24 protein-coding genes are annotated in these 26,032 nt (G+C 70.1%); 19 read left to right on the forward strand and 5 right to left on the reverse strand.

What is annotated here, in order from left to right:
* Positions 1-126: 126 nt before the first annotated feature.
* The 10 genes from C516_RS0110330 (at position 127) to C516_RS0110375 (ending at position 10,216) form a co-directional block, all read left to right on the forward strand.
* The gene (locus C516_RS0110330) at positions 127-1,377 is read left to right on the forward strand and encodes a hydrolase (protein ID WP_018718311.1); all 1,251 of its coding nucleotides are present in this window, start codon (positions 127-129) and stop codon (positions 1,375-1,377) included.
* Positions 1,352-2,419, forward strand: coding sequence for an arginine N-succinyltransferase (astA, locus tag C516_RS0110335; RefSeq protein ID WP_018718312.1), 1,068 nt, complete (start codon positions 1,352-1,354; stop codon positions 2,417-2,419). The genes C516_RS0110330 and astA overlap by 26 nt, the downstream gene beginning before the upstream one ends.
* Positions 2,412-3,878, forward strand: coding sequence for a succinylglutamate-semialdehyde dehydrogenase (gene astD, locus C516_RS0110340; RefSeq protein ID WP_018718313.1), 1,467 nt, complete (start codon positions 2,412-2,414; stop codon positions 3,876-3,878). Before astA ends, astD begins: the two co-directional genes overlap by 8 nt.
* Entirely contained in the window at positions 3,875-5,203 is a 1,329-nt protein-coding gene (gene astB, locus C516_RS0110345) for an N-succinylarginine dihydrolase (RefSeq protein WP_018718314.1), read from the forward strand. The genes astD and astB overlap by 4 nt, the downstream gene beginning before the upstream one ends.
* Positions 5,204-5,231: 28 nt before the next feature.
* Positions 5,232-6,446, forward strand: coding sequence for an aspartate aminotransferase family protein (locus C516_RS0110350; protein ID WP_018718315.1), 1,215 nt, complete (start codon positions 5,232-5,234; stop codon positions 6,444-6,446).
* A gap of 53 nt (positions 6,447-6,499) precedes the next feature.
* Positions 6,500-7,138 (forward strand): LysE family transporter, encoded by a 639-nt coding sequence (locus tag C516_RS0110355; RefSeq protein WP_018718316.1) that lies wholly within the window; start codon positions 6,500-6,502, stop codon positions 7,136-7,138.
* Positions 7,135-7,644, forward strand: a complete 510-nt coding sequence (locus C516_RS0110360; RefSeq protein ID WP_018718317.1) for an asparaginase domain-containing protein — start codon at positions 7,135-7,137, stop codon at positions 7,642-7,644. The genes C516_RS0110355 and C516_RS0110360 overlap by 4 nt, the downstream gene beginning before the upstream one ends.
* Before the next feature lie 60 nt (positions 7,645-7,704).
* Positions 7,705-8,469: a TSUP family transporter gene (locus C516_RS0110365; protein ID WP_018718318.1), complete on the forward strand. Its 765-nt coding sequence runs from the start codon at positions 7,705-7,707 to the stop codon at positions 8,467-8,469.
* A gap of 209 nt (positions 8,470-8,678) precedes the next feature.
* Positions 8,679-9,170 (forward strand): DUF4442 domain-containing protein, encoded by a 492-nt coding sequence (locus tag C516_RS0110370; protein WP_018718319.1) that lies wholly within the window; start codon positions 8,679-8,681, stop codon positions 9,168-9,170.
* Complete coding sequence (locus C516_RS0110375; protein ID WP_026321099.1) at positions 9,152-10,216, forward strand: patatin-like phospholipase domain-containing protein; 1,065 nt, start codon at positions 9,152-9,154, stop codon at positions 10,214-10,216. Before C516_RS0110370 ends, C516_RS0110375 begins: the two co-directional genes overlap by 19 nt.
* Position 10,217: 1 nt before the next feature.
* On the opposite strand, the gene dapE is transcribed toward C516_RS0110375, so the two are convergent.
* The 5 genes from dapE to map form a co-directional block, all read right to left on the reverse strand.
* On the reverse strand, positions 10,218-11,354 hold the full coding sequence (gene dapE, locus C516_RS0110380; protein ID WP_018718321.1) for a succinyl-diaminopimelate desuccinylase: 1,137 nt from the start codon (positions 11,352-11,354) through the stop codon (positions 10,218-10,220).
* 1 nt (position 11,355) lies between these two features.
* Positions 11,356-11,694 (reverse strand): arsenate reductase, encoded by a 339-nt coding sequence (locus C516_RS0110385; protein WP_018718322.1) that lies wholly within the window; start codon positions 11,692-11,694, stop codon positions 11,356-11,358.
* Positions 11,691-12,509 carry a 2,3,4,5-tetrahydropyridine-2,6-dicarboxylate N-succinyltransferase gene (dapD, locus tag C516_RS0110390; RefSeq protein WP_018718323.1) on the reverse strand — a complete coding sequence of 273 codons (819 nt, stop codon included), beginning with the start codon at positions 12,507-12,509 and terminating at the stop codon, positions 11,691-11,693. The genes C516_RS0110385 and dapD overlap by 4 nt, the downstream gene beginning before the upstream one ends.
* Positions 12,510-12,582: 73 nt before the next feature.
* Entirely contained in the window at positions 12,583-15,282 is a 2,700-nt protein-coding gene (gene glnD, locus C516_RS0110395) for a [protein-PII] uridylyltransferase (protein WP_018718324.1), read from the reverse strand.
* Between the two features lie 3 nt (positions 15,283-15,285).
* The gene (gene map, locus C516_RS0110400) at positions 15,286-16,053 is read right to left on the reverse strand and encodes a type I methionyl aminopeptidase (RefSeq protein WP_018718325.1); all 768 of its coding nucleotides are present in this window, start codon (positions 16,051-16,053) and stop codon (positions 15,286-15,288) included.
* Between the two features lie 337 nt (positions 16,054-16,390).
* On the opposite strand from map, the gene rpsB reads away from it, so the two are divergent.
* The 9 genes from rpsB (at position 16,391) to bamA (ending at position 26,030) form a co-directional block, all read left to right on the forward strand.
* Positions 16,391-17,176 carry a 30S ribosomal protein S2 gene (rpsB, locus tag C516_RS0110405; protein ID WP_026321100.1) on the forward strand — a complete coding sequence of 262 codons (786 nt, stop codon included), beginning with the start codon at positions 16,391-16,393 and terminating at the stop codon, positions 17,174-17,176.
* 68 nt (positions 17,177-17,244) lie between these two features.
* Positions 17,245-18,123, forward strand: a complete 879-nt coding sequence (gene tsf, locus C516_RS0110410; RefSeq protein WP_018718327.1) for a translation elongation factor Ts — start codon at positions 17,245-17,247, stop codon at positions 18,121-18,123.
* A gap of 53 nt (positions 18,124-18,176) precedes the next feature.
* Positions 18,177-18,896 carry a UMP kinase gene (gene pyrH, locus C516_RS0110415; protein WP_018718328.1) on the forward strand — a complete coding sequence of 240 codons (720 nt, stop codon included), beginning with the start codon at positions 18,177-18,179 and terminating at the stop codon, positions 18,894-18,896.
* A gap of 4 nt (positions 18,897-18,900) precedes the next feature.
* Positions 18,901-19,458, forward strand: a complete 558-nt coding sequence (gene frr / locus C516_RS0110420; protein ID WP_018718329.1) for a ribosome recycling factor — start codon at positions 18,901-18,903, stop codon at positions 19,456-19,458.
* 115 nt (positions 19,459-19,573) lie between these two features.
* Positions 19,574-20,350, forward strand: coding sequence for a polyprenyl diphosphate synthase (gene uppS, locus C516_RS0110425; RefSeq protein WP_018718330.1), 777 nt, complete (start codon positions 19,574-19,576; stop codon positions 20,348-20,350).
* Entirely contained in the window at positions 20,343-21,191 is an 849-nt protein-coding gene (locus C516_RS19290) for a phosphatidate cytidylyltransferase (RefSeq protein ID WP_040409460.1), read from the forward strand. Before uppS ends, C516_RS19290 begins: the two co-directional genes overlap by 8 nt.
* The gene (locus C516_RS0110435; protein ID WP_018718332.1) at positions 21,184-22,371 is read left to right on the forward strand and encodes a 1-deoxy-D-xylulose-5-phosphate reductoisomerase; all 1,188 of its coding nucleotides are present in this window, start codon (positions 21,184-21,186) and stop codon (positions 22,369-22,371) included. Before C516_RS19290 ends, C516_RS0110435 begins: the two co-directional genes overlap by 8 nt.
* Positions 22,368-23,735, forward strand: a complete 1,368-nt coding sequence (gene rseP, locus C516_RS0110440; RefSeq protein WP_018718333.1) for an RIP metalloprotease RseP — start codon at positions 22,368-22,370, stop codon at positions 23,733-23,735. The genes C516_RS0110435 and rseP overlap by 4 nt, the downstream gene beginning before the upstream one ends.
* A gap of 18 nt (positions 23,736-23,753) precedes the next feature.
* Positions 23,754-26,030: an outer membrane protein assembly factor BamA gene (gene bamA, locus C516_RS0110445; RefSeq protein ID WP_018718334.1), complete on the forward strand. Its 2,277-nt coding sequence runs from the start codon at positions 23,754-23,756 to the stop codon at positions 26,028-26,030.
* The last annotated feature ends 2 nt before the right edge of the window (positions 26,031-26,032 follow it).

The following is a 26,032-nucleotide window of genomic DNA, read 5'->3' on the forward strand; positions in this document are numbered from 1 at the left end:
GCGAAGGCCCGAGTCGACCCGGAGAGCGAAAACGGTGTGAGCAGGCGATTGGAGCGGCGCGCCGGTGGGGCCGGGCACACGCGCCGATTGCCCGTTATGCTGGGTGAGAACCACACGGAGGGTGCGATGAGCGACGCGATCTACACGGTCTTGCGCGATGGTATCGCTCGGCGGCGGGACGAGGCCCTGGCGATGGTCGAGACACTGGCCGCGATCAATTCCGGCAGCACCAACACCGCCGGCGTGCAGGCGGTCGCGGAGGCCGCGGCGGCGGCATTCGACGGGCTCGGCGCGGAGGTGGTGACCGAGACGCTGCCGCCCTGGGAGCGCGTGGACGACGAGGGCGAGCACCGCTCGGAGACACTGGGGCCGCTGGTGCGACTGGTCCGCGAGGTGCCCGGTGCGCCGTCGGTGCTGCTGACGGGCCATACGGACACGGTGTTCCCCGCGGATTCCCCGTTCCAGTCCGTCTGGCGCGAGGGTTCCCGGCTGCGCGGCCCGGGCGTGGCGGACATGAAGGGCGGGCTGGTGGTGATGCGCGAGGCGCTCCGCGCGCTGGAGTCCGGCCCGGCGGCTGGGCGCATCGGCTGGGAGGTGATCCTCAACCCCGACGAGGAGATCGGCTCGCCCGTCTCCGCCCCCGTGCTGGCGGCCGCGGCGGCCCGCCATCGGGCCGGGCTGGTGTTCGAGCCCTCGCTGCCGGACGGCACCCTCGCCGGGGCCCGCCGGGGCAGCGGCAACTGGACGGCCGTGTTTGCCGGCCGCAGCGCCCACGCCGGCCGTGAACACCACCTGGGCCGCAACGCCGTCGCCGCGGCGGCGCGCTTCATTACCGCCATCGATGCCCTCAACGGACAGCGTCCCGGTGTCACCGTGAATCCCGCCTTCGTGCGCGGCGGCGGCGCCAGCAACGTGGTCCCCGACCGGACGGTGGTGCGCTTCAACGTGCGCGTCACCGATGACGACGATGCCGCCTGGGTGGAACGCCAGCTCGAGCAGGCCGTCGCCTCGGTCCATGCGCCGCCGGACTACACCGTGGCCCTCCACGGCGGTTTCTCGCGCCCCCCGAAGCCCATGAGCGCCGGCCAGCAGACCCTGCTGGACGCACTGAGGGCCTGCGCCGAGGTCACCGGCGGGACCCTCGACTGGGCCCCCACCGGGGGGTGCTGCGACGGTAACAACCTCGCCGCCGCCGGGCTGCCCAACGTCGACACTCTGGGCGTGGTCGGCGGCGGCATCCACAGCGACAGCGAATACATGGAGATCGACTCCCTGGTCGAGCGTGCCGGGCTGGTGGGCAGCCTGCTGGTGGCGCTCGCGACGGGGGACGCGGCGTTTCCGGAGGGCGGCGATGCACGTGATCCGGCCGGTCCGTGAGACCGATATCGATGTCCTCTGCGAGCTGGTGACGGGCACCGGCGTGGGCATGACCTCGCTGCCCCGGGACCGCGATTCCCTGGCGCGGCGGGTGCAGACGTCGCTGGAAACCGTCGAGGCCGGGCCGGCGCGGCTGGCCGATGCTGAGCGGGCGCTGCTGTTCGTGCTCGAGAACCTGGACACCGGCGCCGTGGTCGGCACCACCGGTCTGCATACCGGCATCGGCCTGAGCGAGCCGTTCTACAGCTATCGGGTGAGCACGGTGGTGCATGCCTCGCCGACCCTGGGCGTGCACCGGGTCATCCCCACGCTGTACCTCAACAACGACTACACCGGTGGCACCGAGGTGGGCTCGCTGTTCCTGCACGCCGGCCACCGCGGCGGCGGCCTCGGGCGGCTGCTGTCGCGCTCGCGGCTGCTGCTGCTCGCCAACCACCGCGAGCACTTCCCGGAGAAGGTGATCGCGGAGATGCGCGGTGTCACCGACGCACGCGGCCGTTCGCCGTTCTGGGACGGCCTCGGCCGGCACTTCTTCTCCATGCCCTTCCGCCGGGCGGACTACCTCACCGGCACCCGGGGCAAACGCTTCATCGCGGAGCTCATGCCGCGCAATCCGATCTACGTCCCCCTGCTGCCGACGGCGGCGCAGGAGGTCATCGGCGAGGTCCACCCGGATACCCGCCGGGCCCGGGCGCTGCTGGAGGCGGAGGGTTTCCACTACGAGGGTTACGTGGACATCTTCGACGGCGGCGCGACCCTGGAGGCGCGTATCGGCGGCATCGACGCCGTGATACGCAGCCGGGCCCTGCGCCTGACCCCGGGGCAGCCGGCGGCGGGCAGTCCCCAGTGCCTGGTGGCGACCATGCGCTGGTCCGCCTTCCGCTGTGTGCTCGCGCCGCTGGAGGTGCGTGGCAACGAGGCAGTGGTCGACGAGGCGGTGGCCGGGGCACTGGCGGTGCCGTCGGGGGAGACGGTCCGCGCGGTGCCGGTGGACCCGGATGCGCGGCACATGCACTGGCTCGGGAGGGCACTGGATGAGTGACGCGTCGCTGTATATCGACGGGGCCTGGACGGCCGGACGGGGCGAGGCGGTCACCTCGCTGGACCCCGCCACCGGCGAGGCCTGCTGGCAGGGGAGGGGCGCAGACGCCGCCCAGGTCGATGAGGCGGTGGCTGCCGCGCGTGGCGCCTTCCCGGCGTGGGCACGGCTGTCCGTGGACGAGCGCACCGGAGTCGTGGAGCGCTTCGCCGCGATGCTGCGCGAGCGCCGGGAGTCGCTGGCGGGGGTGATCGCCGAGGACACCGGCAAGCCCCTGTGGGAGGCCCGCGGCGAGGTCGACGCAATGATCGCCAAGGTCGCGATCTCGCGCCAGGCGCGGGACGAACGTACCGGCGAGCGCGTGCTCGCCGAGTCCCCGGTGCGCGCCGAGCTGCGCCATCGCCCCCACGGCGTGATGGCGGTGTTCGGGCCGTTCAACTTCCCCGGGCACCTGCCCAACGGGCACATCGTGCCGGCCCTTCTGGCCGGCAACACCGTGGTCTTCAAGCCCAGCGAACAGGCCCCGGCGGTGGCGGAGGCCACCGTGCACGCCTGGGTCGAGGCGGGCCTGCCGGCCGGCGTGATGAATCTGGTGCAGGGCGGTGCCGACACCGGCCGGGCGCTCGCCTCGGCGCGGGGGATCGACGGGCTGCTGTTCACCGGCAGCGAGGCCACGGGGCTGGCCCTCCATGAGGGCCTTGCCCGTCAGCCGCAGAAGATCCTGGCCCTGGAGATGGGCGGCAACAACCCGCTGGTGGTGCTCCCGGGGGCCGATCCGCGGGCGGCGGCGCTGCTCACGCTGCAGTCGGCCTTCGCCACCGCCGGCCAGCGCTGCAGCTGCGCCCGGCGGCTCTACCTGCCACGGGGCAGGGAAGGCGACCGGCTGCTGGAGGCACTGACCGGGGCGGCCCGTGCGCTGCGGGTGGGCGATTGCGACGACGATCCCGAGGTGTTCATGGGGCCGGTGATCAGCGACGCGGCAGCGCGCGTCCTCGTCCACGCCCAGGAGCGTCTGGCCGCCCTGGGCGGCCGGGTGATCGAGCCGCTCGCCCACCTGCGCGAGGGCACCGGTCGGGTGCGCCCGGGACTGGTGGACGTGGAGGGCATCGACGTCCCGGACGAGGAGTGGTTCGGCCCGCTGCTGCGGGTGAGCCGGCACGACGGGCTCGACGACGCCATCGCCCGCTGCAACGACACCCGTTTCGGCCTGTCTGCCGGGCTTATCGGTGGCGACGCGGCGGCGTTCGAGCGCTTCCGCAGCGAGGTCCGGGCCGGCGTGGTGAACTGGAACCGGCCGCTGACCGGGGCGAGCTCGGCGGCACCGTTCGGCGGCGTGGGCGTGAGCGGCAATCATCGCCCGGGCGCCTACTATGCCGCGGACTACTGTGCCTATCCGGTGGCCTCGCTGATGACCGAGGCACCGGCGCTGCCGGAGACGCTGCCTCCCGGGGTGACGCTGTGACCGCACGGGAGGTGAATTTCGACGGCCTCGTGGGGCCGACCCACAACTATGCCGGACTCGCCCGGGGGAATATCGCCTCGATGCGCCATGCCGGGCTCGTGGCCAACCCCCGGGAGGCGGCGCTGCAGGGCCTGGAGAAGATGCGCGCGCTGGCCGACCTCGGTGTCGCCCAGGCGGTGCTGCCGCCCCACGAGCGCCCCTGCCTGTCCCTGCTGCGCGGTGTCGGTTTCACCGGTGATGACGCCCGGGTGCTCGAGCGCGCGGCCGCCGATGCCCCGCGGCTGCTCGCCGCCGCGAGCTCGGCGGCGGCGATGTGGACCGCCAACGCGGCCACCGTCTCGCCCTCGGCGGACACCGCCGACGCCCGGGTGCACTTTACCCCGGCGAACCTGGTGAGCCAGCTCCACCGCAGCATCGAGGCGCCGACCACGGCGCGGGTGCTGCGCGCGATCTTCCCCGCGGGGCCCCGGTTCGCGCATCACGAGCCGCTGCCCGCCACGCCCGGCCTGGGCGACGAGGGCGCGGCCAACCACACGCGTTTTGCCGGCACCCCTGGTGCCCCCGGCGTCTCTCTGTTCGTCTTCGGCGGCGACGGCCAGGCCGGGCCGCAGCGCTATCCGGCACGCCAGGCCCGGGCGGCGAGCGAGGCGGTGGCCCGCCTGCACGGCCTCGATCCGGCCCGCGTGGTCTTCGCCCGCCAGGACCCGAAGGCCATCGATGCCGGCGTGTTCCACAACGACGTGATCGCCGTCGGCCACGAGCGGCTGCTGTTCGCCCACGAGCGGGCCTTCGCCGAGCACGACGCCGTGCTGGAACGCCTTGCCGAGGCGGTGCCCGGGCTCGATGTGGTGGAGGTCCCGGAGCGGGACGTGCCCCTGGCGGATGCGGTGGCGTCGTACCTGTTCAACAGCCAGATCGTGACCACCGGGGCGGGGGAGCGCGCGCTCGTCGTGCCGGAGTCCTGCCGGCGGGTGCCGTCGGTGGCGGCCTACCTGGCCCGCTGCGAGGCCCACGGCGCACCGTTCGCCCGGGTCGTCTACCGCGACGTCCACCAGAGCATGCGCAACGGCGGCGGACCCGCCTGCCTGCGGCTGCGGGTGGTGCTCACCGACGAGGAGGCCGCGGCGTGCGCGCCGGGCGTATGGCTGGACGCCGACCGCCACGGGCGCCTCGCCGACTGGGTCCGCCGGCACTACCGGGACCGCCTCGCCCCCGCCGACCTGGCGGACCCGCAGCTGCTCACGGAGTCCCGCGCGGCGCTGGACGAGTTGACGCGGCTGCTCGGGCTCGGCAGCGTTTACGCCTTCCAGCGCGCCGGCGCATGAGTCCCCCCGATCAGCAACGAGGAGTCCAATGACCACATCGCATCCCGATCGCGCGTTCTACGACACCGTCATGGTGCCCAACTACAACCCCGCCGGGGTGATCCCGGTGCGCGGGGAAGGCTCCCGCGTGTGGGACCAGCAGGGCCGGGAGTACCTGGACCTGGCCGGCGGCATCGCCGTGACCGCGCTCGGCCATGCCCACCCGAGGCTGGTGGCCGCGCTCACCGGCCAGGCCGGGCGGCTGTGGCACGTCGCCAACGTGTTCGCCACCGAGCCGGCGATGACCCTGGCGGGCCGGCTCACGGAGCTGACCTTCGCCGACCGGGTGTTCTTCGCCAACTCCGGCGCCGAGGCCAACGAGGCGGCCCTCAAGCTCGCGCGCCGCTATGCCTACGACCGCGGCGAGACCGCGCGCACGGAGATCATCGCCTTCGAGCAGGGCTTTCACGGGCGCACGCTGTTCACCGTCACCGCCGGCGGCCAGCCCAAGTACACCGAGGGGTTCGGACCGTTGCCGGGAGACATCCGCCATGTGCCCTACAACGATATCGCCGCGCTGGAGGCCGCGGTCTCCTCGCGCACCTGCGCGGTGCTGGTCGAGCCGGTGCAGGGCGAGGGCGGCGTGACCCCCGCGGACGCGGAATTCCTCGCCGCGGCCCGCCGGGTCTGCGACGAGCACGGTGCGCTGCTGATCTTCGACGAGGTCCAGACCGGCGTCGGGCGCACCGGCGATCTCTACGCGTACATGGGCTATGGCGTGGAGCCCGACATCCTCACCACCGCCAAGGCGCTGGGCAACGGCATCCCGATCTCCGCGATGCTCACCCGCGAGGCGGTGGCGCAGGTCTTCCAGCCGGGGACCCACGGCAGCACCTATGGCGGCAACCCGCTCGCCTGCGCGGTAGCCGCGGAGGTGATCGATATCGTCTCCCAGCCGGACGTCCTCGCCGGGGTGCGTGAGCGCGGCGAGCGGTTGCGGGCCGGGCTGGAGCGCATCAACGCCGCCCACGGCTGTTTCGCGGAGATCCGCGGCCGCGGGCTGCTCGTCGGTGCGCAGCTGGTGCCGGAGTGGGCCGGACGCGCGCGGGATATCCTCCGGGCGGCCCTGGACGAGGGCGTGCTCACGCTGATCGCCGGGCCGGACGTCGTGCGGCTCGCTCCGTCGCTGATCATCCCGGAGGCCGAGGTGGACGAGGCCCTGGTCCGCCTGGAGCGCGCCGTCGCGCGGGTGGCCGGGGCCTGACGCGGCCGTGCCGCTGGTATAGTAGTCGTCTGAACGGCTTGCGCGAGGGCGTCATGGAATATCTTCCGGAGTTCCTTACGGTGGCGACGGTCCATCTGCTGGCGGTGGCCAGCCCCGGTCCGGATTTCGCCGTGGTCGTGCGCGAGAGCGTCGGCCACGGCCGCCGTCTGGGGGTGCTCACCAGCCTCGGCGTGGGCACGGGCATCCTGGTGCACGTCGCCTACTCGCTGCTCGGCATCGGGCTGATCGTCTCCCAGTCGATCCTTGCGTTCACGCTGATGAAGTATCTCGGCGCGGCCTACCTGGTATGGCTCGGCGTGCGCGCGCTACGCGCCCGTCCCGCGGACGCGGCGACGGATTCGGTCGTCGCGCGGCGGGCTGCACCGGCGGCGCACCGGGCGTTCGTTACCGGCTTTCTCACCAACGGCCTCAACCCCAAGGCCACGCTGTTCTTCCTCTCGCTGTTCTCGGTGGTGATCAGCGCGGACACGCCGCTGGCTCTGCAGGTCGCCTACGGCGGATACATGGCGGTGGCGACGGCGGCGTGGTTCTCGCTGCTGGCCGTGGCCTTCGGTCATGCCCGGGTGCGTGCCGGCTTCGCCCGGCTCGGCCACTGGTTCGAGCGCATCATGGGGGGTGTGCTGATCGCCCTCGGGGTGAGCATCGCGGCCGCGGGGGCGCGCCGGGTGTGAGCGGGGCGGATGACGGGATCCTCGTGCTCGCCACCGGTGGTACCTTCGACAAGGTCTACGCCGACGCCCTGAGCGAGTTCCGCGTGGGCGAGCCGCAGGCGCCGGGGATCCTCGAGCAGGCCAGGGTGGATGTCGCCTGGCAGGTGGAGGCCGTCCTGGCGAAGGACAGCCTGGAGCTCACCGACGCCGACCGCCGGGCGCTGCGCGCGCGTGTCGAGGCCTCCGGTGCCCGCCGGGTGATCATCACCCATGGCACCGACACCATGGCGGAGACCGCCGAGGCCCTGGCGGGCGGTGACGGGCGCACCATCGTGCTGGTCGGCGCGATGCAGCCGGCGCGCATGCGCGAGACCGATGCGCCGTTCAACCTGGGCTTCGCGCTGGCGGCGGTGCAGCTGCTCGTCCCGGGAGTCTATATCGCCATGAACGGCCGCGTGTTCGAGGCCGGGCGGGTCCGCAAGGACCGCCGTGCCGGCCGTTTCGAGGCCACGCCGCCCCGGGGCTGATCCGCCGGGGCCGGCGATGGTCCCGCCTTCCCGGTATCCGATGACAGAGGAGTCGCGACGGTGGAATGGGCCGTTGCCCCGGAGTTCTATCTGCTGCTGGCCGCGGTGGGCTTCGCCGCCGGCTGGCTCGACGCCATTGCCGGCGGGGGCGGCCTGATCGCGCTGCCGGCACTGCTGCTGAGCGGCGTGCCACCGCTCAACGCCCTGGCGACCAACAAGCTCCAGGGCACGATGGGGGCGTTCACCGCGGCGGCGAGCTATGTCCGCCAGGGCTGGGTGGACCTGTCCTGGGCGCGGGGGCTGATCGTCGCGTCGTTCGTCGGCGCGGGGGCGGGTACGCTGCTCGTACAGTACATGGACAATGACGTCGTGGAGCGGCTCCTGCCGCTGCTGCTCGTGGTGATGGTGCTCTACTTCGCCTTCTCGCCGCGGCTCGGCGATCTGGAGAGCGAGCCCCGGATGGGGCGGCTGGGCTACGGGCTCACGGCGGCGCCGGCCATCGGCTTCTACGACGGCTTCTTCGGCCCGGGCACGGGCTCGTTCTTCACCGCTTCGGCGGTGGCGCTCCTCGGTGCCAGCGCCCGCCGTGCGGTGGCGCTCACCAAGGTGCTGAACGTCACCAGTAATATCGCCTCGATGATCCTGTTCATCAGCGGCGGCTATGTCCTCTGGGGCGTGGGCGCGGCGATGATCGTCGGTCAGCTCGCCGGTGCGGTGCTGGGCGCGCGCATGGCGATCCGGGGCGGCGTGGCGCTGATCCGCCCGCTGGTGGTGCTGGTCTGTCTCGCCATGCTCGCGCGCATCGTCTGGGCGCGTTTCCTCTGAGCACCCCCGTCGCCGGAGCGTACGGTTCCGGCCGCTGCCGGTAGCCGTTAGGCTGGCACCTTTCGATCAGCCCGCATGTCTTATCGGATCGCCCTGCGACCGGCGCGGCGTGGCGGAGGCCGGTGTTCACGCATCGGCACGCGCGGGCGGCCCGCCGGTGATCGGGGCCATTCGGCCGGGGTGACGGATGCGGGCCGGAGGAGGGCGGAATGCGCATCTCGGCGAGATGGCTGGGACGGCTGATGAATCTCTGGCCGCCGTTCCTGGGTGCCGGCATACGCGTGCGCGAGATCACCCCCGACTGGCGGCGGGCGGTGGTAGCGCTGCATCACCGGCGCTGGACCAGCAATTATGTTGGAACGCACTTCGGCGGCAGCCTGTTCGCGATGACGGATCCGTTCTACATGCTGCTGCTCCTGCACAGCCTGGGGTCGCGCTACTGGGTCTGGGACCGGAGCGCGCGGATCGACTACCGGCGCCCCGGCCGGGGGACGGTGACCGCGCGATTCGAGCTCGACGAGGCCCGGCTGGAGGCCATTCGCGCCGCCACGGCGGGCGGTGACAAGCATCTGGAGCGCTTTGAGGTGACGATTCGCGATGGTAACGGCGAGGTCGTGGCGGTGGTCGAGCGAACGCTCTACATCCGCCTCAAGCCGGACCATCGGCCCCGGGGAGGTGACGGATGGCTGAGCCGATGCTGAGGGTGATCGCGGGCGCCGCGGCGCGACGTCGGCTGCACGAGCACGGCCTCCGCGCCGCGGACGTGAGCGGGGTTACCGCGGCCTCCGGCGGCCCGAAGTGGCTGGGCATCTACGGCCTGGACGTGGCGGTGTTCACCGAATTCCTGGCCGGGGAGGGGACGCCGGTAACCCTGCTGGGGGCGTCGTCCGGGGCCTGGCGGGTGGCCTGCGCGGCGCTGCCGGACGCCCGTGAGGCGTTCGCTCGTTTCGAGCGCGCCTATCGTGGGCAGCGCTACCCCGCACGGCCGTCTCCGGCCTTCGTCACCGACATGGCCTGCCGTACCCTGTCGGCGGTGTTCGAGGGGGAGCGCGCGGGGGCCGCACTCGGCCATCCCCGGTTCCGGGTCAATCTGGTGGCCGGGCGCCTGCGCGGCATGGCGCCCGATTCGCCGTCGCGGCGTCATCGTTTGCGCCTCGGCGGCGCGGCGCTGGCGAACCTCGTGCGCCGCAACGCCCTCGGGGCCTTTGTCGAGCGCGTGGTCTTCCATGGCGGCGGCGATGGCGCCGCCGCGCGGTTCGATGACAGCCTGCCGACGCGCTACGTGCCGCTGACGCCGGAGAACGCAGACGCGGCCCTGCTCGCGTCCGGCTCCATCCCCGGGGTGATGCTGCCGGTGACGGACGTGCCCGGGGCCGGGCCGGGGGTATACTACGACGGTGGCCTGACGGACTACCACTTCGACGGCGGCTTCGATCCCGGGCCGGGACTGGTGCTGCAGCCGCACTTCTATCCACATCTGGTCCCGGGGTGGTTCGACAAGCCGCTGCGCTGGCGCCGTAACCGGGGGGCGCGCGCCTCGCGAACGGTGTTACTGGCGCCGGGCGACGCCTACCTGTCGCGACTTTACGGCGGCCGGGTGCCGGACCGGCGGGACTTCCTGAAGCTGCCGGACTATGAGCGCGAGCGGCACTGGTTCCGCGCCGTGGCCGAGAGCGAGCGACTGGCCGACGAGTTCCGCGAGCTGGTGGCGAGCGGCCGGATCGCGGAGCGCGTCGAGCCGCTGTGAGTCAGTGCCCGGGCACGAGCAGCCGCACGAGGATGCCCTCGTAGATGGCGGATAGGGCCTCCAGGTCCTCGCTGGCCACGTGCTCGTCGATCTGGTGGATGCTGCGGTTGAGTGGTCCCAGCTCGACGATCTGGGCGCCGGTCGGGGCGATGAAACGCCCGTCCGAGGTGCCGCCGGCGGTTGACGGGGTGGTCGCCCGCCCCGTCACCGCCTCGATAGCGTCCGTGGTGGCGGCGAGCAGGGGACCGGGCTCGGTCAGGAACGGCCGCGCGGAGAGCACCCACTCCAGCGCGAAGTCGATGCCGTGGTCGCCGAGGATGGCCTCGGTACGGTAGCGCAGGTCCGCTTCCGTGACCTCGTTGGAGAAGCGGAAGTTGAAGTCCACGTGAAGCTGGCCGGGAATCACGTTGGTCGCACCTGTGCCACCGCGGATGTTGGAGACTTGGAAGCTGGTGGCGGGGAAGCTGTCGTTGCCCTGGTCCCACTGCGTGTCCGCGAGCGCCGCGAGCGCCGGCGCGAATGCGTGGATCGGGTTGCGCGCGCGCTGGGGGTAGGCCACGTGGCCCTGAGTGCCGCGGACGGTGAGGTGGCCGTGGAGGCTGCCCCGGCGGCCGATCTTGATGGTGTCGGCCAGCAAGGACTCGGAGCTTGGCTCGCCGACCAGGCAGTAGTCGATGCGCTCGGCCTGCTCGCCGAGGTACTCGACCACGCGGCGGGTGCCATTGATGCCCGGGCCTTCCTCGTCGCTGGTGATCAGCAGCGCCACGCTGCCCGCATGTTCCGGGTGATGGGCGATGAAGCGCTCCACCGCTGTGACGAAGGCCGCCACACTGCCCTTCATGTCCGCGGCGCCGCGGCCGTAGAGCAGGCCTTCGTGCAGGGTCGGCTCGAACGGCGGGCTCGACCAGTCCGCCTCCGGGCCGGTGGGCACGACGTCGGTGTGCCCGGCGAAGACGAACAGCGGCGCGGCGTTGCCGCGGCGCGCCCAGAGGTTGGTGACTTCGCCGAAGACCAGGCGCTCGCAGGCGAAGCCGAGTGGGTCGAGCCGCTCGACGAGCAGGTCCTGGCAGCCGGCGTCCTCGGGGGTCACCGAGGCCCGGCGGATGAGCTCGCAGGTGAGTTCCAGGGTCTCCGACATCTCAGCCCAGTGCCTCGTAGTCATCCTGTCGATAGCCGACCAGCACGCCGCCGTCGTGCTCCAGCACGGGACGCTTGATCAGCGTGGGGTGGGCGGCCATCAGCTCGATGGCACGCCCGCGGTCCAGGCCTTCCCGGTCCACGGCGGGGTGTTCCCGCCAGGTGGTGCTGCGGCGGTTGAGCAGGCGCTCCCAGCCGACGGCGTCGGCCCAGCGGGCCAGGGCGGGGGTGTCGACGCCGTCCTCGCGGAGGTCGCGGAAGGTGAACGCCACCCCCAGCGTCTCCAGGTGGCGGCGCGCCCGGCGACAGGTGTCGCAGCTCTTCAGCCCGTGGAGGATCACGGCCGCAGGAGCTCGTTGATGCCGACCTTCTCGCGGGTGCCGGCGTCCACCTGCTTGATGATGACCGCGCAGTAGAGGCTGTGGCTGCCGTCATCCGCGGGGAGGCTGCCCGGCACCACCACCGCGCCCCGGGGCACGCGCCCGTAGAGGACCTCGCCGGTCTCGCGGTTGTAGATCTTGGTGCTCTGGCCGATGAACACGCCCATGGAGATCACCGCCCCTTCCTCGACGATCACGCCCTCGACGATCTCCGAGCGTGCGCCGATGAACACGTTGTCTTCGACGATCGTGGGGTTGGCCTGCAGCGGCTCGAGCACGCCGCCGATGCCGGCACCGCCCGAGAGGTGGACGCCCCGGCCGATCTGCGCGCATGAACCCACGGTGGCCCAGGTGTCGACCATGGTGCCCTCGCCGACGTAGGCGCCGATGTTGACGTAGGAGGGCATGAGTACGGCGCCGGGGGCGATGTAGGCGCCGCGGCGCGCGATCGCCGGCGGGACGACGCGCACGCCGGAGTCGCGCAGCTCGGTGCTGTTGTAGTCGGCGTACTTGAGGGGGACCTTGTCGAAGTAGTTGGTCACGCCGCTGCGCATGACCTGGTTGTCGTTGAGCCGGAACGACAGCAGCACGGCCTTCTTGAGCCACTCGTTGACCTGCCAGTCGTCCCCCACCTTCTCGGCGACGCGGGCCTCGCCGCGGTCGAGCATCATCAGTGCGCGATCCACCGCCGCGCGCAGCTCCGGCGCGCCGGAATCGGGGCGGATGTCGGCGCGGTTCTCGAACGCCGCCTCGATGGTGGACTTGAGCTGCTCCATTGTGCCTCCTCGTTGAATCGGGTTCGGGCCGTGCGCGACGCGCACGACCGGGATCGGAAACCGGCCCGTCGGACTAGACGCCGTCCGCGCGGGCCATGATATCGGTGTCGTCGTCGACGATCTCCAGCAGCGCGGCGCGCAGCGCCTGCTGCTCCGCGGTGGTGAGCGGTGCATTGTTCGGGCCGGTGATGAAGAACACGTCCTCGGCGCGCTCGCCGATGGTGCTGATCTTGGCGTTCTGCACCCGGATGCCGCAGCGGGCGAAGGTGTAGCCCACCTGGGCGAGCAGGCCGGGCTGGTCACCGGTGATCAGTTCCATCGCCGTGCGCTCGTTGTGCTGCTCCTCGGAGAAGTTGACCTGGCTCTCGGTGCTGAAGTGGCGTAGCCGCCGCGGCAGTGTCCGTGCCGAGGGCTCCGGCAGCCGGTCCGGGGTGGCCAGGCTGTCGGCGACGCGGCCGGCGATCTCCGCGCCCCGGTCGTGGCCGCTGATGGGATGGCCGTCGTCCTCCAGGACCAGATAGCTGTCCAGGGTGTAGCCGTTCTCCGTGGTGATGATCCGCGCATCCTGGATGTTGAGCCGCAGCTGGTCCAGCGTCGAGACCGTGAGCGCGAAGATGTTGTCGCGGTCGCGGGTGTAGACGAACACCTCCGTGCCGCCGCGGGGGCTCTCCGGGTCGATGAGCACCAGCGGGGCGTCCTCGCCGCGGTGGGCGTGGATGGCGGCGGTATGCCAGGCGATCTCCTCGGCGCTGTAGCGCAGGAAGTAGTCCGGCGTGAAGTGCCGCCAGATCGAGCGCACGGTCATGTGGTGCAGGCCCTGCTCGCGCAGCCGCCGACGTGCCTGTTGCTGGGTCTCTCGCACCAGCTCGTCGCCGTCGATAGGGTTGCCGAGGCCCCGGCGAATGGCGCGCTTGGTGAGCTCGTAGAGCTCGCGCAGCAGCGCCTCGCGCCAGGAGTTCCACAGCTTGGGGTCGGTGCCGCGGATGTCGGCCACGGTGAGCAGGTAGAGGTAGTCCAGACGGCGCTGATCGCCCACCTGCCGGGCGAACTCGTTGATTACCTGCGGGTCGGAGATGTCCTTGCGCTGGGCGGTCATGGACATCAGCAGGTGCTGGCGCACGAGCCAGCCCACGAGTCGGCTGTCGTAGCGCGACAGCCCGTGGTGGATGCAGAACTCGTAGGCCTCGCGCTCACCGAGCTCGGAGTGGTCGCCGCCGCGGCCCTTGGCGATGTCATGGAACAGCCCGGCGAGGTAGAGCAGCTCCGGCTTGGCGAGCCGGCCGGCGAGCCGGCTGCAGAACGGGAACTCGTGGGCGAACTCCGGCACGAACAGCCGCCGGAGGTTGCGCACGACCATGAGGATGTGGGTATCCACGGTGTAGACGTGGAAGAGGTCGTACTGCATGCGCCCGGTGATGCGCCCGAACGCCGGGATGTAACGGCCGAGGACCCCGTAGCTGTGCATGCGCCGCAGCTCGTGGGTGATGCCGCGGGGCTGGCGCATGATCTCCATGAACAGGCTGCGCGCGCGGAGGTCGTTGCGGAAGCGCTCGTCGATGCGGTCGCGGTGCTCGCGGATCAGCCGGATGGTGGCCGCGCGCACGCCCTTGATCTGCGGGTTCTGCTGCAGCAGCAGGAAGACCTCCAGGAGCGCGAACGGGTAGCGACGGAACACGCTCGGGTGGGTGACCTCGAGGAAGCCGCGCTTGACCTGGAAACGCTTGTTCAGCAGCCGCGGCGGCTCGTCCACGTCGGCGTAGAGGATCGCCTCCTGGTAGAGCTGGAGGAGCATCTCGTTGAGGCGGTTCAGCCGCATGATGGTGCGGTAGTAGCGCTGCATGAACTGCTCGACCGCCAGGGTGTGCTCGGCGTCCTTGTAGCCGAACTGCTCGGCCAGCCGGAGCTGGTAGTCGAACAGGATCCGGTCCTCGCGCCGGCCGGCGAGCACGTGCAGGGCGAAGCGCACGTCCCAGAGGAAGTGCTGGCCCTGCATCAGGTCCGCGTACTCCTCCTCGGTGAGGAAGTCCTTGCGCACCAGGTCGTAGAGGGTGTCGGCGTTGAGGTGGCGCTTCGCCACCCAGCCGACCATGTGGATGTCCCGCAGCCCGCCGGGGCTCTCCTTGACGTTGGGCTCCAGGTTGTAGGCGGTGTCGTGGTATTTCTGGTGCCGGTTGTTCTGCTCCTGCCACTTGGCCTCGAAGAACAGCCGGCTCGGCCAGATGTGTGCCGGGCTGGTGGCCTCTTCCATGGCCTCGTAGAGTCCGCGGTTGCCCGAGAGCAGGCGCGACTCGATGAGGTTGGTGGCGATCGTGATGTCTGCGGCGGCATTGGCCACGCACTCGGCGACGGTGCGCACGCTGTGGCCGACCTCCAGGCCGATGTCCCAGAGCGTAGTCACCAAGTCCTGGATGGCACTGTCGAAGCGCGCCGTGTCCTCGGTCTCCGGCAGGAGCACGAGCAGGTCGGTGTCCGAGCCGGGGTGGAGCTCGCCGCGCCCGTACCCGCCCACGGCGATCAGCGCGGCCTCGCTGCCGAGCGTGCCCATGGTGCGGTCCCACACCCGGCTGACCAGGCAGTCCACCACCTGCGCGCGCAGGGGCACGAGTTCCGCAGCCGGCGTGCCCTCCAGGAAGCGCGCCTCCATGGTGAGGTCCGCATCCGCCAGGGCCCGGCGGAGCAGGGGCACGGGGGCACTACCGCGGATCAGGGCGGTGTCCAGCGCCTCGATGTCGAGGAGCTGGCGGTCGTTGCGCACGGCCTCGGGCGTGATCACGGATCAGTCCTGGTAGGCGTCGCTGTGCGTGAGGATCTCGTAGCCGTCCGGCGTGACCAGGATGGTGTGCTCCCACTGCGCGGACAGGCTGTGGTCCTTGGTCACCGCGGTCCAGCCGTCCTTGAGGATGCGGCTGTCCCGGCGGCCGATATTGATCATCGGCTCGATGGTGAATGTCATCCCCTCGGCGAGCTCCATGCCCGTGCCGGGGCGGCCGTAGTGGAGCACCTGCGGGTCCTCGTGGAAGCCGCGGCCGATACCGTGACCGCAGAACTCGCGCACCACCGAGCAGCCCTCGTCCTCGGCCAGGGTCTGGATGGCGTGACCGATATCCCCCAGGCGCGCGCCCGGGCGCACTTGCTCGATGCCCGTCCACATGCAGCGCCAGGCGAGCTCGCTGATACGCCGTCCCTGGATCGTGGGCTCGCCGACGTAGAACATGCGGCTGGTGTCGCCGTGGTAGCCGTCCTTGATGACGGTGACGTCGATGTTGAGGATGTCGCCGCGCTTGAGCTTCTTCGGCCCCGGGATACCGTGGCAGATAACGTGGTTGACGGACGTGCAAACGGACTTCGGGAAGCCGCGGTAGTTCAGCGGCGCCGGGATGGCGTCCTGCTCGCTGACGATGTGGTCGTGGCAGATGCGGTCGAGCTCCTCGGTGGTCACGCCCGGGCGTACATGGGGTGTGACGACGTCGAGCACCTCTGCGGCCAGCCGGCCGGCGACGCGCATCTTCTCGATCTCTTCGGCTGTCTTAATGGTTACGGTCATTCGGAACCCTGGTGGCGTGGGCGGGTTGTCTGCGGGCGGCGACATGACGGCCCGGGCGGGCCCTCGTGGTGGCGCCGGCGGCCCGTCGTGGCGGGCCGCGCGAGCGTCCGTAGCATGACACTCGATCCTCGCTATGGTATAAATCGCGCGCTTCCAAGGCAACGGCGGCCCATGCCGGGTACCGCCTGCACGGGAGTTTTTACGTCGCCAGCGTGCGGCGGACAGCAATACCACACATGCACCGGCACATGCGGCCGGGTGTCCTGTGCCCGTCGGGGGCAGGATTGCCGCGTGAGGGTGCATGGAGGCTCAACCCGTAATCAGGAGCTGAAAGACAATGGCTAACGTAACCATGCGCGAGATGCTCGAGGCCGGCGTGCACTTCGGGCACCAGACCCGCTACTGGGATCCGAAGATGTCCCGCTACATCTTCGGCGAGCGCAACAAGATCCACATCGTCAACCTCGAGAAGACGCTGCCGCTCTACCAGGACGCGCTGAACTACATGGGTCGCCTCGCGGCCAATGGGGGGCGCATCCTGTTCGTGGGCACCAAACGCTCCGCGCGTGAGGCCGTCCGCGAGGAGGCGCAGCGCTGCAACATGCCGTTCGTGAACCACCGCTGGCTCGGCGGCATGCTCACCAACTTCCGCACCGTCAAGCGCTCCATCCGCCGCTTCAAGGATCTCCAGCAGCAGGAGAAGGACGGCACCTTCGACAAGCTCGGCAAGCGCGAGGTTCTCTCGCTGACGCGCGAGCGCGATAAGCTCGAGCGTGGCTTTGGCGGCATCGTCGACATGGACGCGCTGCCGGATGCGCTGTTCGTCATCGATGTCGGCTACGAGAACATCGCCATCAAGGAGGCGAAGAAGCTCGGTATCCCGGTCGTCGGCGTGGTGGACACCAATAACTCCCCGCGCGAGGTGGACTACGTCATCCCCGGCAACGACGATGCCTTCCGCGCTATCCGCCTGTACCTGCGTGGTGCCGCCGACGCGATCAACGATGCGCGCATGGCCACCGCCCAGCCGGCGAGCGGCGACGACGAGTTCGTCGAGGTGCGCGAGAATGCGGCCGCCGCGGCGGAGACCGGCGAGGATCAGCCGGCCCAGGGCGCCGAATAACATTGCGCGGGCCCGCCCGGCGACGGGCGGGCTACCTGTCTACCGAATACCGAATAGGGGAGTTACCCATGGCGATTTCCGCTCAACTCGTCAAGGACCTGCGCGAGCGCACGGGCGCGGGCATGATGGAGTGCAAGAAGGCCCTGGTCGAGGCCGAGGGCGACATCGAGGCCGCCGTCGAGGTGATGCGCAAGCGCGGCCTCGCCAAGGCCGACAAGAAGGCTGGCCGCGTGGCCGCCGAGGGCGCGATCATTATCGCCCAGAGCGACGATGCCCGCCGCGGCGCGATCGTGGAGATCAACTGCGAGACCGACTTCGTCGCTGCCGGCGACGATTTCAAGGGCTTCGCCGACGAGGTGGCCCAGCGCGTGCTCGAGGATGCCCCCGAGGACCTCGATGGATTGATGGCGCTCAAGCTCGCCAGCGGCGACGACGTCGAGACCGCGCAGAAGGCGCTCATCGCCAAGATCGGCGAGAACGTCCAGGTCCGCCGCTTCGCGCGCTACGAGACCTCCGGCGTGCTCGCGAGCTACCTCCATGGCAGCCGCATCGGCGTGATGGTCGAGCTCGAGGGTGGCGACGAGGACCTCGCCCGTGACCTGTGCATGCACATTGCGGCGAGCAATCCGGTTCACGTCACGCCCGACGAGGTCGACGAGGCGCTGGTCGCCAAGGAGCGCGACATCCTCGTCGAGCAGGCGAAGGATTCCGGCAAGCCCGCCGAGATCGTGGAGAAGATGGTCGAGGGCCGCCTGCGCAAGTGGCTCGGCGAGATCACCCTCGTGGGCCAGCCCTTCGTGAAGGATCCGGACCAGACCGTCGGCAAGCTGCTCGAGTCCAAGGGGGCCCGCGTGGTCCACTTCACCCGCTTCGAGGTGGGCGAGGGCAAGGAGAAGAAGCAGGAGAACTTCGCGGAAGAGGTTGCCGCCCAGGTCAAGGGTTCCTGAGGGCTGCTCGCCGGCGCGCGCGAAGACCCACCCCCCGTCAAGGAGCCCCGATCATGAGCGAGCTACGATACCGCCGCATACTGGTCAAGATCAGCGGTGAAGGCCTACTCGGCAACGAGTCCTACGGCATCGACCCGAAGGTCACGGAGAGGCTGGCCACCGAGATCAAGGAGCTCATCGCCCGGGGCGTACAGGTCGCCCTGGTGATCGGAGGGGGCAATATCTTCCGCGGCGCCGGTCTGGCCGCTGCCGGCATGGACCGCGTGACCGGCGACCACATGGGGATGCTGGCCACCGTGATGAATGCCCTCGCGCTCCAGGACGCACTGGAGCGCGGCGGGGTGTTCTCGCGGGTGATGTCCGCGATCAAGATCAACCAGGTCTGCGAGGACTACATCCGGCGGCGCGCGATCCGGCACCTGGAGAAGGGCCGGGTGGTGATCTTCGCCGCCGGCACCGGCAACCCGTTTTTCACCACCGACTCGGCGGCGAGCCTCCGGGCGGTGGAGATCAACGCGGACATCATGCTCAAGGCGACCAAGGTGGACGGGGTGTACTCCGCCGACCCGGTGGAGGAGCCCTCCGCCATCCGCTACCGCCGCCTCACCTACGATGAGGTCATCGAGCGCAAGCTCAATGTCATGGACGCCACGGCCATCGTGATGTGCCGTGACCAGAGCATGCCCATCATGGTGTTCGACATCACGCGTGCCGGCGCCCTCGCCGACGCGGTCGAGGGCCGCGACATTGGCACGATCGTCGAAAGGGGATAGGACCATGATCGACGAGATCCGGAAAGACGCCGACCAGCGCATGGCCAAGAGCGTCGAGAACCTCAACCACGACTTCCACAAGATACGCACCGGCCGTGCCCACACCAGCCTGCTCGACCACGTGACGGTCTCCTATTACGGTGCGCAGGTGCCGCTCAACCAGGTGGCGAACATCACCGCGAGCGACGCGCGCACGCTGGTGGTCACGCCCTACGAGAAGAACATGATCCAGCCGGTGGAGAAGGCGATCATGGAGTCCGATCTCGGGCTCACGCCGAACTCCGCCGGAGCGGTTATCCGTATCCCGCTGCCGCCGCTGACCGAGGAGCGGCGCAAGGACCTCATCAAGATCGTCCGCGGCGAGGCCGAGCAGGCCCGCGTGGCGATCCGCAATATCCGCCGCGACGCGAACGCCGATCTCAAGTCCCTCGCCAAGGAGAAGGAGATCACCGACGACGATCGCAAGCACGGCGAGGATGAGATCCAGAAGGTCACCGACCGGCGTATTGCGGAGGTGGACGATCTGCTGCGCGACAAGGAAGCGGAGCTCATGGAGATCTGATCCCCGGCTCGGGCGTCCCCGCCGATGCGGGCGACAGGATGCGGCGGCGGCCTCCGGCTGGCCGCCTTCCGCCGTTGCGGCGGCGCCGGCCGTCTTCCCGACCCGTGGAGAGACAATGACAGCGGCAGACCGCGAATCCCACAAGCCGGGCTCCGACGACGACGGGGCGAAACCGCGGCACATGGCCGTCATCATGGACGGCAACGGGCGATGGGCCGCAGGCCGCGGACGCCCACGCCACCAGGGGCACCGTGCCGGTGCCGAGGCCGCCCGCCGCACCGTGGAGTACTGCCTGGACCACGGTGTTCCCTGCCTGACCCTGTTCGCCTTCAGCGGCGAGAACTGGCGCCGCCCGCCGGGTGAGGTGCGCATGCTCATGGAGCTGTTCCTGCGCGCGCTGGAGCGCGAGACCGACCGGCTCGCCGAGAATGGCGTGCGCCTGCGCTTCATCGGCGACCACGAGCGCCTCGCCGGGGCGCTGCGTGAGCGCATGGCCGAGGCGGAACGTCGTACGGCGGGCAATGACGCACTGGCCGTGAACGTTGCCGTGGGCTACGGCGGCCGGTGGGACATCGCGCGGGCCGCGCGCCGGCTCGCCGCGCGGGTGGCCGAGGGCGCCCTGACGGTCGACGCCGTCGACGAACGGGCGCTCGCCGGGGAACTTTGCCTCGCCGACCTCCCAGAGCCGGACCTGTTCATTCGCACCGGCGGTGAGCGGCGTATCAGCAACTTCCTCGTCTGGCAGCTCGCCTATACCGAGCTCTACTTCTGTGACGTGCTCTGGCCGGACTTCGGCGCGGACGCCCTCGACGAGGCGCTGGCCTGGTACCGCGGCCGGCAGCGGCGTTTCGGCATGACCGCCGAGCAGCTGGGGTCATCCGGCCGTGCTTAGGACGCGCGTGCTTACCGCCGTGATCCTGGCCCCTCTGGTCGTTTGGCTGGTGTGGGGTGCGCCGTCCTGGGTGCTCGGGACGGCAGTGGTTGCGGTCATGGCCGCCGCCGGCTGGGAGTGGTCCCGGTTCGCCGGCCTCACGGCGTGCCGCGGGCGGGCGGTGTACACGCTCGCCTGCGCGCTCGCCTGCGGGCTCGCATGGGCGGCAGCCGCCGTGGTGCCCCGCGGTGGCGTCCTTGCCGGTATCACCCTGGGGTGGTGGGTGCTGCCGGTTGCACGGCTCGCCGTGTTCGCGCGCAGCCGCGGCCGGCTACCCGCTCACGACGGTTTCGACGGCCTCGCCGGCGTGGCCACGCTGGCGGCGGCGAGCGGCGCGATCATGGTGGTCGCGATGCAGGCGCCGGCCGCGCCCGTCTGGCTCACGGCCCTGCTGGTCCTGGTCTGGGGCGGCGACATCGGCGGCTATTTCGCGGGGCGCCGGTGGGGGCGCCGGCGGCTCGCCCCGACAATCAGCCCCGGGAAGACCTGGGCCGGCGTCGGCGGCGGGATGGCGCTGGGGCTGGCGGCCGCGGCGGTCGTCGCGGTCCTGGGCGATTGGATCCCCGGCGATGGCTGGCTGCCGCTCTCGCCCTGGCTCGCGGTGGCCGGGGTGGCGACCATCGCCCTGAGCATCGTCGGTGACCTCTTCGAGAGCATGCTCAAGCGCCAGCGCGGCCTGAAGGATAGCGGTCAGATGCTGCCGGGGCACGGCGGGCTGCTCGACCGCATCGACGCGCTCCTCGCGGCTGCCCCGGTAGTGGCGGTGACGGCCTTTGCGCTCGGGGGAGGCGTGCATGCGTGAGGTCATCGTCCTCGGCGCGACCGGTTCCATCGGCACCAGCGTGCTCGATGTCGTTGACCGTCATCCGGCGCGATTCCGGGTGCATACACTGACTGCCTCGCGCAATGTCGAGGCGATGGCAGCGCTGTGCCGGCACCATCGCCCCGAGGTTGCCGTTATGGCCGATCCAAAGGCGGCGCGGGCGCTGTCGCGGTTGCTGGGCGACGGCCCCGGCGCGCCGGCCGTGCGCGCCGGAGAGGCGGGCCTAGTGGCGGCGGTCCGGGACGGCCCGGCGGATACGGTGGTCTCGGCGATCGTCGGTGCCGCGGGGCTCGCGTCCACGATGGCCGCGGTCGAGCGGGGTTGCCGGGTGCTGCTCGCCAACAAGGAGTCCCTGGTGGTCGCCGGTCCGCTGCTGCTGGAGGCGGCACGCCGGGGGGGTGCCGAGCTGCTGCCGGTGGACAGCGAGCACAACGCCATCTACCAGTGCCTGCCGCCGTCGTACGGTCGCGACGGTGTCACGGGAAGTGGGGTGCGGCGGGTGCTGCTCACCGCCTCCGGCGGACCGTTCCGCACCCGGGCTCCGGAGAGCCTGTCGCGGGTCACGCCGGAGGAGGCCTGCGCCCATCCCAACTGGGACATGGGGCGCAAGATCTCGGTGGATTCGGCGACCATGATGAACAAGGGCCTGGAGTACATCGAGGCCTGTCTGCTCTTCGGCCTGGAACCGTCGGCGGTGGAAGTGGTCATTCACCCACAGAGCGTCGTGCACTCGCTCGTGGAGTACGTCGACGGCTCCGTGCTGGCACAGCTCGGCAATCCGGACATGCGCACCCCGATCGCGCACGCCCTGGCGGCGCCCGAGCGGATCGCCGCGGGGGTCGCACCGCTGGATCTCTTCGCCGTCGCCCGGCTGGAGTTCGAGCGGCCGGACCCCGCGCGCTTTCCCTGCCTAGGCCTGGCGGTGGCGGCGTTGCGGGAGGGCGGTACGGCACCAGCGGTGCTCAATGCGGCCAACGAGGTGGCCGTGGCGGCGTTTCTTTCGCACCGGCTTGGCTTCATGGCGATCGCGGACGTGGTCGAATCGACCCTGGCCGCGGTGCCGTCGGAACCGGTGACCTCGCTAGAACAGGTAATGGCGACGGATGCGCGTGCGCGCTGCGCCGCCGAGGCGACTATCGGCCGTGGAGGGCGACGATGAGCGTGCTCACCAGTATTATTGCCTTCGCCGTGGCCCTGGGCCTTCTGGTCACGGTCCACGAGTTCGGTCATTTCTGGGTGGCACGGCGCCTGGGGGTGAAGGTGCTGCGCTTCTCCGTGGGCTTTGGCCGCATTCTCTGGCGCCATGAGGGCCGTGACGGCACCGAGTACGCGATCTCGGCGATTCCCCTGGGCGGCTACGTCAAGATGCTCGATGAGCGCGAGGGCGAGGTCCCCGACGAGGACCGTCACCGCGCGTTCAACCGCCAGCCGCTGTGGGTGCGCAACGCCATTCTCGTCGCCGGGCCGGGCTTTAATTTCGTCTTTGCCGTGCTCGCCTACTGGGCAATCTTCGTCACCGGTACCACGGCGATGAAGCCGGTGATCGGCCAGGTGGAGCCGGACACGCCCGCCGCCGCGGCAGGCCTGCAGTCCGGCCAGCGCATCGTCTCCGTGGGCGGCGAGGCCACGCGTACCTGGGACGATGTGCTCATGCAGATCCTCTCCCAGGGGCCAGGGAACCCGGACCTGAAGGTCACCACGCTCGTGGGCGAGGACGGCCCGCGCCAGAGTCACAGCCTGAACGTCGCGGCGATCGGGCCAGTCGGGAAGAATCCGGACATTCTCGCCGCGCTGGGCATGCAGCCCTGGCGCCCGCGTATCGAACCCGTTATCGACTCGGTCATGCCCGACGGGCCCGCCGCCCGGGCGGGGCTGCAGCCGGGCGACCGCATCGAGGCGGTGGATGGCACGCCCATACCCGACTGGGCGAAGCTGGTCGACTACGTCCGTGCCCGGCCCGGCGAGTCCGTGACGCTGACGCTCGCGCGCGGCGGCGAGCGTCGCAAGGTGGCGGTAACCCTGGCCCGGGTGGACGGCGCCCAGGGACCGATCGGCCGCCTCGGCGTCTCGCCGCGTTTCGACCGCGGCGCCCTCGAGCGCATGCAGCAGACGATACAGTACGGACCGCTCGCCGCCGTGGGGGCTGCCGCGGGTGAGACCTGGCGCGCGAGTGCGCTCACCGTGAAGATGCTCGGGCAGATGATCACCGGGGAGGCCTCGGTGAAGAACTTGAGCGGGCCTATCAATATCGCTCAGTATGCGGGGCAATCCGCTCAGCTGGGTGTGGTACCGTTTCTGCGGTTTCTCGCTATCGTGAGCATCAGCCTGGGGGTGCTGAACCTGCTGCCGGTGCCGGTGCTCGACGGGGGGCACCTGATGTTCAACGCCATCGAGTGGGTGCAGGGGCGGCCGCTGTCGGAGGCCGCGCAGGCCGTTGGGCAGCAGGTGGGGCTCGCCCTGCTCGGGCTGCTGATGGCGGTGGCCTTCTACAACGACATTGCCCGATTGTTCGGGCCGAGCTGATAGGGAATCGACGAGCGAATGCGTAAATCGCTACTTGCACTGGCGCTTGCCGCGGTGATGGGGCAGGCCGCCGCCATGGAGCCGTTCCAGGTGGACGACATTCGCGTCGAGGGGTTGCGTCGCATCTCGGCGGGCACGGTGTTCAACTACCTGCCCGTCGACGTGGGGGACAGGGTGACCGGATCGCAGGTCGCCTCGGCCATCCGTTCGCTCTATGACACGGGGTTCTTCCAAGACGTGACGCTGCGCCGCGATGGCAACGTCCTCGTCGTCGATGTCGTCGAGCGTCCCGCGATCGCACGTATCGAGCTCCACGGTAACAACGAGATGGGCGATGAGGACCTGCTCAAGGCCCTCAAGGGTGCGGGCCTGGCCAAGGGCAAGACCCTGGATCGGTCGCTGCTTGCGCAAGTGCAGCGCGAGCTGCGTCAACAGTACTTCTCCCTCGGCTATTATGACGTTGAGGTCGAGAGCACCGTCTCCCCGCTGCCGCGCAACCGCGTCAGCGTCCGGTTGGACGTGAAAGAGGGTGAGCCTGCCGCGGTCCAGGAGATCCAGTTCGTCGGTAACGCGAACTTCGACGACGAGACCCTGCGGGACATCTTCCAGATGGGTCCGGTGCCCTGGTACCGTCTCTTCTCGAACGCCGACCGCTATTCGCGTCAACGCCTGGCCGGCGACTTGGAGCGCCTGCGCTCCTACTACCAGGATCGCGGGTTCGTGAATTTCACCATTACCTCGACCCAGGTCTCCATCAGCCCGGATCGGCGGCGCATCCACGTTACCGTGAACCTTGACGAGGGCGAGCAGTTCCGCGTCGGCGAGGTGGGGCTCGCCGGCGATCCGATCTATCCGGAAGAGACACTGCGCAAGCTCGTCGAGCTCGAGCCAGGCGAGCTCTATGCCCGCTCCCAGGTGGTCTCCACTGCGGAGGCGCTGCGTGAGAAGCTCGGCGAGCGCGGCTACGCGTTCGCGAACATCAATCCCGTGCCCAAGGTCAACGAGGACGAGGGAACCGTCGATATCACCATCTATGTGGATCCGGCGCAGCGGGTGTACGTCCGCCAGATCAACATCAGCGGCAACGAGACCACCCGGGACAACGTCATCCGCCGTGAGCTGCGTCAGTACGAGGGCGCCTGGCTGTCCACCGAGGACGTCTCCGAGTCCCGCAACCGTCTCAACCGCCTCGGTTTCTTCGACGACGTCTCGATCGAGACGCCGCGGGTGTCCGGCAGTCGCGACCAGGTGGATGTCGACGTGTCCGTCAAGGAGCGCCTGTCCGGCAGCATCAAGGCCGGTATCGGCTACGGCACGTCCCAGGGGCTGCTGCTGAACTTCGGCGTTCAGCAGGACAACGTCTTCGGTTCCGGCGACCGGCTGGCGTTCAATGCCAATAACGACAGCTCCAACACCGTCTATCGCCTGTCGTACCTCGACCGTTTCTACACGACCTCCGGCATCGACCGGAACGTCAGCCTCGCCTATCGCGATACCGACGCCAGCGAGGCGGACCTCTCCGATTACGGTGTCAAGAGCATCACCGGCACCTACGGGTATAACCTGCCGGTGTCGAGCAACGACACCATCGGCGCGGACCTGGAGGTCGAGAACCTGGATCTGACCCTCAACGACGAGCCCACGGATATCCAGCAGTCCTTCGTCAATGACTACGGCAAGCAGAACACCACCTACCGGGTGGCGCTTTCGTGGACCCACGACACGCGCAATCGCGCAGTCTTCCCCTCCGAGGGCAGTCAGCAGACCGCGAGCCTGACCGCGGCGATCCCCGGCAGCGAGCTCGAGTACTACAAGGCCAGCTACAGCCATCGTCGTTACCAGGCCCTTGCCGACTGGCTCACCCTGGCCCTGGAGGGCTCGGTGGCGTACGGCGATGGCTACGGTACGAACAGCCGGCTCCCGTTCTTCGAGAACTATTTCGCCGGTGGCATATCCACCGTCCGCGGCTTCGACGGCAACTCGCTGGGCCCGCGGGACGAGAACGACGATCCCATCGGCGGCAACGCCCGGGTGCTGGGTACCGCGGAGCTGCGTTTCCCGCCGCCCGGCAGCGAGGACAGCAGCTTCCGGTTCACCACGTTCGTGGACGCGGGTCAGGTGTATTACACCTATGACGAGAATGTGGACCTCGGGAACCTGCGCTATTCGGCGGGTCTCGGCATGATCTGGTATTCGCCGCTGGGACCGCTGACGATGAGCGTGGCGCGGCCGCTTAATGAAGAGTCCAATGATGATAAGCAGTTCTTCCAGTTCTCTCTGGGCACGTTCTTCTAGGC

The organism is Arhodomonas aquaeolei DSM 8974, from assembly GCF_000374645.1.
Lineage (GTDB): Bacteria > Pseudomonadota > Gammaproteobacteria > Nitrococcales > Nitrococcaceae > Arhodomonas > Arhodomonas aquaeolei.